At 73.3% G+C, this 6,188-nt stretch carries 6 protein-coding genes; 4 read left to right on the top strand and 2 right to left on the bottom strand.

Going from position 1 to position 6,188, the window contains the following annotated elements; genetic code table 11:
- The coding region (locus VGL20_16840) for an ABC transporter ATP-binding protein (GenBank protein ID HEY2705351.1) at positions 1-1,578 on the top strand (1,578 nt) is incomplete at its 5' end.
- An 18-nt stretch (positions 1,579-1,596) separates the two neighbouring features.
- Here VGL20_16840 and VGL20_16835 read toward each other — a convergent pair.
- Positions 1,597-2,454, bottom strand: a complete 858-nt coding sequence (locus tag VGL20_16835; protein HEY2705350.1) for an AfsR/SARP family transcriptional regulator — start codon at positions 2,452-2,454, stop codon at positions 1,597-1,599.
- A gap of 174 nt (positions 2,455-2,628) precedes the next feature.
- On the opposite strand from VGL20_16835, the gene VGL20_16830 reads away from it, so the two are divergent.
- The 3 genes from VGL20_16830 to VGL20_16820 all read left to right on the top strand — a co-directional run bounded on the left by VGL20_16830 (position 2,629) and on the right by VGL20_16820 (position 5,512).
- A complete protein-coding gene (locus VGL20_16830; GenBank protein ID HEY2705349.1) occupies positions 2,629-4,356 on the top strand; it encodes a methylmalonyl-CoA mutase family protein in 1,728 nt (575 codons plus the stop codon).
- A gap of 110 nt (positions 4,357-4,466) precedes the next feature.
- Complete coding sequence (locus VGL20_16825; protein ID HEY2705348.1) at positions 4,467-4,886, top strand: MarR family transcriptional regulator; 420 nt, start codon at positions 4,467-4,469, stop codon at positions 4,884-4,886.
- Entirely contained in the window at positions 4,883-5,512 is a 630-nt protein-coding gene (locus VGL20_16820) for a TetR/AcrR family transcriptional regulator (protein HEY2705347.1), read from the top strand. The genes VGL20_16825 and VGL20_16820 overlap by 4 nt, the downstream gene beginning before the upstream one ends.
- Positions 5,513-5,557: 45 nt before the next feature.
- Here VGL20_16820 and VGL20_16815 read toward each other — a convergent pair whose 3' ends face one another.
- The gene (locus VGL20_16815) at positions 5,558-6,070 is read right to left on the bottom strand and encodes a hypothetical protein (GenBank protein ID HEY2705346.1); all 513 of its coding nucleotides are present in this window, start codon (positions 6,068-6,070) and stop codon (positions 5,558-5,560) included.
- Positions 6,071-6,188 lie beyond the last annotated feature (118 nt).

Raw genomic sequence — 6,188 nt, 5'->3', positions numbered from 1 at the left:
CAGCGCACCGGCGACCTGGTGCAGCGCATCACCGGCAACGTCGCCGACATCGAGAAGCTGGTCACCGACGGGCTCGTCGACCTGCTCAGCGGCATCCTCACCCTGATCGGGATCGTCGTGGTGATGGCGCTGCTCAGCTGGCAGTTCACGGTGGTGTCGATGGTGATCGCGCCGCCGCTCTTCGTGATCGTGGTGCGCTACACCCTCGCGATCAAGGCGGCGGCCAGGCGCACCGCGAAGGCCGCCGGGCGGGTCGCCGAGGTCGCGTCCGAGGACCTGACCGCGATCGCCGAGGTGAAGGGCTTCGCCCTCGAGGAGCGCGAGGAGCAGAACTTCGCGCGCCACGCCGACCGGCAGCGCGCCGCGGGCTCGCGGGGCGGGCGGCTGCAGGCCGAGTTCTCGCCGCTGGTGCTGGTGCTGCTCGCCGCCGGCAACGCCACCCTGATCACGATCGGCGGATGGATCGCCGCCGGCCACGGCCATCGCTTCCGCCTCGGCGTCCTCACCGTGCCCGAGGGGGCGGTGACGGTGGGCTCGCTGACCGTGTTCCTCGCCTACTCCAAGCTGCTCTACCAGCCGATGAAGAACCTCTCCAAGCTCATGAACCTGACCTCCAGCGCCGCCTCCGGCGCCGAGCGGCTGCAGGAGATCCTCGACGAGGTTCCCGAGATGGTCGAGCCGGTGCGCGTGTACCAGGGGCGCGACCGGGTGCGTGGCGACGTCACCCTCCGCAACGTCGTGTTCGGCTACGACGCCGGGAGCCCGGTGCTCCGCGGTGTCGACCTCCACGTGGCCGCGGGGCGGCGGATCGCGCTGGTGGGGCTGTCCGGCTGCGGCAAGACCACGCTGGTCAAGCTGATCCCGCGCTTCTTCGAGGCCTGGTCGGGGTCGGTGCTCGTCGACGGCATCGACGTCGAGGACTACCCCCTCGCCGTGCTCCGCGACAACATCAGCCTGGTGCTCCAGGACTCGGTGCTCTTCGAGGGCACGGTGCGCGAGAACATCGCGCTCGGCCGCCCCGACGCCACCGACGAGGAGATCGTCGCAGCGGCGCGCAAGGCGCACATTCACGACACCGTGGCGGCCCTGCCCGGTGGCTATGCCGCCCGCGTCCGTGAGGGGGGCAGGAACCTCTCCGGCGGCCAGCGCCAGCGCCTCGCCATCGCCCGGGCGATCCTCCGCGACGCTCCCATCCTCATCCTCGACGAGCCCACCGCGAGCCTCGACGTCGAGGCCGAGGCCGAGGTGATGCGGGCGCTCCAGACCCTGGTGCGGGGGCGCACCGTGCTGATGATCTCCCACCGCCTCAGCACCCTCGGCAGCGTCGACGAGATCGTGGTCCTCGACCGTGGCCGGGTCGCCGAGCAGGGCACCCATGCCGAGCTCAGCCGCGCCGGGGGGCTCTTCGCCCGCCTGCTCGACGAGCAGAACCGGTACAGCGCCGGCGGCCTGGGCCGCGGCCGCACCGGCACCCGGCAGGTGACCGGGGTGCACACCCTGGTGCCGGCGCCGGCCGCCGCCGCCGCCCCGGTCGGCTCCTGGGAGCGGCTGATCAGTGGCCGCACCGGCGGCGGATGAGCGGGCTCGAGCTCGACCTCAGAGGCGGCGCCGCCACCGCCGCCGGGCGGCCCGTGACGGTGCGCTCTCCGGGGCCGGGGCCGGGGCCGGGGCCGGGGCCGGGGCCGGCGCCGGCGCCCCGGCCCGTCGCGCCGGGGCGCCGGCTTCGGGGTCCCGCGCCCGGATCGCCCGCTCCAGGCTCCGGAGCTCGGGACCGGGGTCGAGGACCCCGCGCGCGTCGCGGTAGGCGGTCAGCGCCTCGGCGGTGCAGCCGCAGCGGTGGAGGGCGAGCATGAGCTCGCCGAGGAGGCGCTCGCGCCCGGGGTGGGCGGCGACCAGCGCCGCCAGCTCCGCCACCACGGCCGCGTGCCGCCCCAACTCGAGCTCGGCGGCGATGCGGTCCTCGACGGCGGCGAGGCGGCGCTCGTCGAGGCGGGCGGCGAGGACGCCGGCCTCACCCTCGAGGGCGACGTCGCCGAGGGCGTCGCCGCGCCAGAGGGAGAGGGCGGCCCGCAGCCTCTCCGCCGCCGTCGCGGGGTCGCCCTGGAGCAGGCGCCGGCCCTCGCCGGCCAGCCGCACGAAGTGGTCGAGGTCGAGCATGCCCACGCCGACCTGGAGGAGGTACCCGTCGTCACGAGCGGCCAGCATCGCCGGCGTCCGCCGGTCGCGCTCCGGCTCGAGCAGCCGGCGCAGCGCGGCGACATGGGTCTGGAGCGCGGCCTCGGCCCGCCCCGGGGCGACCTCCCCCCAGAGCGCCGCGGCCAGGGCGTCGACGGGGACCACCCGGTTGGCGTGGAGCAGGAGCATGGCGAGCAGGGCGCGCTGCCTCCCGCCGCCGAGGCTGAGCTGCCTCTCGCCATCCCAGACTTCCAGCGGGCCCAGCACCCGGAAGTCCACTGCGAATCCCCCCTTCAGCGCGGAGCGCCGCGCAGCCCCAGTGTGACGGCTGCGGGTCGTCAGCGCCGCATCCCCACCGGCGTCGCCCCGCCGGTCCGGCGTTACTGGCCCCCCCAATAGTAGGACTTCCTAGTATTATCGCCTCGTCGACCACCCACACCGAGGGGGCAACAGATGGCCTGGCAGCAGCAGCAGGGGGAGGGGGTTCCCGCGCCCGACGGGAGCGAGGACATCGAGGCCGGCCGGCGGCGCTGGCAGGCGGCGTACGACGCCGCGGCCGCCGCCGGACGGGTTCGTGATGCCGACTTCACCACCCTGAGCGGCAGCGAGGTCGATCCCGTGTACGGCCCGCGACCCGGCGACCGCTATGCCGGGTTCGAGCGGATCGGCTGGCCCGGCGAGTTTCCCTTCACCCGCGGGCTGCACCCCACCGGCTACCGGGGGCGGCCGTGGACGATGCGCCAGTTCGCCGGGTTCGGCAACGCGCGGCAGACCAACGAGCGCTACCGGATGATCCTCGCCGAGGGCGGGGGCGGGCTCAGCGTGGCCTTCGACATGCCGACGCTGATGGGGCGCGACAGCGACGATCCGAAGAGCCTCGGCGAGGTCGGCCACTGCGGCGTCGCCGTCGACAGCGTCGCCGACATGGAGCTGCTCTTCGACAGCATCCCCCTCGGCGACGTCACCACGTCGATGACGGTGAGCGGTCCGGCGGTCCCGGTGTTCTGCATGTACGTGGTCGCGGCCGAGCGGCAGGGTGTCGACCACCGGGTGCTCAACGGCACCCTGCAGACCGACATCTTCAAGGAGTACATCGCCCAGAAGGAGTGGCTCTGGCAGCCCGAGCGGCACCTGCGGCTGATCGGCGACCTGATGGAGTACTGCGCCCGCGAGGTGCCCGCGTACAAGCCGCTGTCGGTGTCCGGGTACCACATCCGCGAGGCCGGCTCGACCGCCGCGCAGGAGCTCGCCTTCACCCTCGCCGACGGCTTCGCCTACGTCGAGCTCGGCCTCTCGCGCGGGCTCGACATCGAGCAGTTCGCCCCCGGCCTCTCCTTCTTCTTCGACGCCCACATCGACTTCTTCGAGGAGATCGCCAAGTTCCGCGCCGCCCGCCGCATCTGGGCGCGCTGGCTCCGCGACGTCTACGGCGCGAGGACCGCCCGGGCGCAGCAGCTTCGCTTCCACACCCAGACGGCGGGGGTCTCGCTGACCGCGCAGCAGCCCGACAACAACGTGGTGCGCACCGCGGTGGAGGCGATGGCGGCGGTGCTCGGCGGCACCAACAGCCTGCACACCAACGCCCTCGACGAGGTGCTGGCGCTGCCCTCCCAGCGGGCCGCGCAGATCGCGCTGCGCACCCAGCAGGTGATCGCCGAGGAGACCGGGGTGCTCAACGTCGTCGACCCGCTGGGCGGCTCCTGGTTCGTCGAGCAGCTCACCGACAGGGTCGAGGCCGAGGCCGAGGAGATCTTCGCCCGGATCCGCTCGATGAGCCACGACGGCACCATGAGCGGCGGCATCCTCCGCGGCATCGAGGACGGCTGGTTCCTCTCCGAGATCGCCGACTCCTCCTTCGCCCACCAGCGCGCCATGGAGCGCGGCCAGAAGCGGGTGGTCGGGGTCAACACCCTGACCGGCAGCGTCGACTCGCCGCTGGAGATCCTCCGGGTGAGCCACGAGGTCGAGCGTGAGCAGAACCGCGCCCTCGGCGAGCGCCGCGCCCAGCGCGACCAGGCGGCGGTGGACGGCGCCCTGGCGCGCATGGCGCGGGTGGCGGGGAGCGCGGAGAACATGGTCCCTGCGATGATCGAGGCGGTGCGCGTCGAGGCGACCCTGGGCGAGATCTGCGGTGCGCTGACCGAGCTCTGGGGCGGGTACACGGAGGCTCCACAGTTCTGACCGAGAGCGGCACGCGCGGCGCCCGGCCGAACGGACGTCGCGCGCTCGCCTTCGACCCGATCGCCGAGGCCTCGCGGCACTGGCGCGATCGCTTCGGTGCAACCGGCCCGATGGCGGCGGTGACCTCGATCATGCGCGCCCAGCAGATCCTGCTCGGCGAGATCGACGCCATCCTGCGGCCCTTCGGGCTGAGCTTCGCGCGCTACGAGGCGCTGGTGCTGCTGATGTTCAGCCGGCACGGCTCGCTGCCGATGAGCAAGATGGGCGAGCGTCTCATGGTCCATCCCACCAGCGTCACCAACGCCGTCGACCGCCTCGAGCAGGACCAGCTGGTGCGACGGGTCGCCCACCCGACCGACCGCCGCACCACCCTGGTGGAGATCACCGAGGCCGGCCGGGCCCGGGTGGAGCGCGCCACCGCCGAGCTGATGGGCGGCGACTTCGGCCTGCGCGGCCTCGAGCCGGAGGAGATCGCGCGTCTCACCGAGCTGATCACCCTGCTCCGGCACGCGGCCGGCGATTTCACGTGAGCGAGGCCGGCACCAGCGCGCCGGTCACCGCCGAGTCGGAGCAGCGGCGGGTGCGCCGGCGCCAGTCACGGCGCGAGCTCATCGTGCTCGCCGCGGTGGAGGTGTTCCGCGAGATGGGTCTGGAGAAGGCCACCCTCGAGGCGGTGGGGGAGCGGGTCGGCCTCTCCAAGGCCAGCCTGTACTACTACGTGCGCAGCAAGGAGGAACTGCTCGGCCACGTCGTCGTCCACGTGGTGCGGGCCCAGGAGGAGGCGCTCGCCGAGCTGCTGCTGTCGCGGGTCGGGCCCGAGGAGCGGCTCCGCGCCTTCTGCCACAGCCACGTCCGGATCATCTGCACCGACCCGGTGGGCGCGGTGAGCGCCCGGGTGGCGCTGAGTGGCATCCGCGACGACGTGGTGCGCCGTCCGCTCCACGAGTACATGTCCCGGCTGGAGACGATCCTGCGCGAGGGGATGGCGGCGGGGGTGTTCCGCGACATGGACCTGCGCATCGCCCAGCACTCGATCATCGCCACCCTGAACGCGGTGCCGCTGTGGTTCTCACCCGAGGGACGGCTCAGCCTCGACGAGGTCGCCGCCGAGGTGACCGGCCTGCTCGTGGATGGGGTGCGTTCCCCCGGGCGGTGACCGCGACGAGACGGCCGCGTGGTCGGGGAACGCCTCGATCGCGATCTAGGGGCCGGTGGGGAAGTTCGCGCTGACCGTCGACGAGGTGGCGAGGTCGACCGTCCCCTGGCGGATGGTGGTGACCTGCGCCGACGAGCCCACCTCGTCGAAGCTGTAGGAGGCGCTCCCACCGCCGGCCACGTTCGAGAACACCACCCGGTACACGGTGGCATCCCCGGCGCACCGCCTCGAGCCGGTGGCGCCGCAGAGCGTGACGGAGTGTTGCTGCTGCCCCGGGATGCGGACGTCGAGCGAGAGGCTCTCGCCCGCAGGGGGGGCCGCCACCACGGTCAGCTCGAAGGTGATGTCCACGCAGTGCCCGGGGCATGTCGCCTGCACGGTCACCACCTCGGACGGGGTCGAGGCCCCCGGCGAGGTCGAGGCCGGCGCGGTCGGGGACGGTGCGATCGAGGAGACGGCGGGGGAGGGCCCCGGCTGGACACCCGGGCTGGTCGCGGTCCCGCAGGCGGCGCTCGCGCCAGCCGAGATCAGCGTGGCCACCACCAGAGCACGCCTCATCGCCCGCCGATTCCTCCGATCCAGGCACGTGTGGCGGCAAGTGTGAGGCTTCCGGGACCGCGGCCGGCAGAGGTCATACTCGACCGTTGGTCGAAATATCAACCACAAGGTGACGCCG

This window comes from Candidatus Dormiibacterota bacterium, assembly GCA_036495095.1.
GTDB lineage: Bacteria > Chloroflexota > Dormibacteria > Aeolococcales > Aeolococcaceae > CF-96.
Note: the sequence above shows the minus strand (reverse complement) of the source record. Positions and strands in the feature narration are given on the sequence as shown.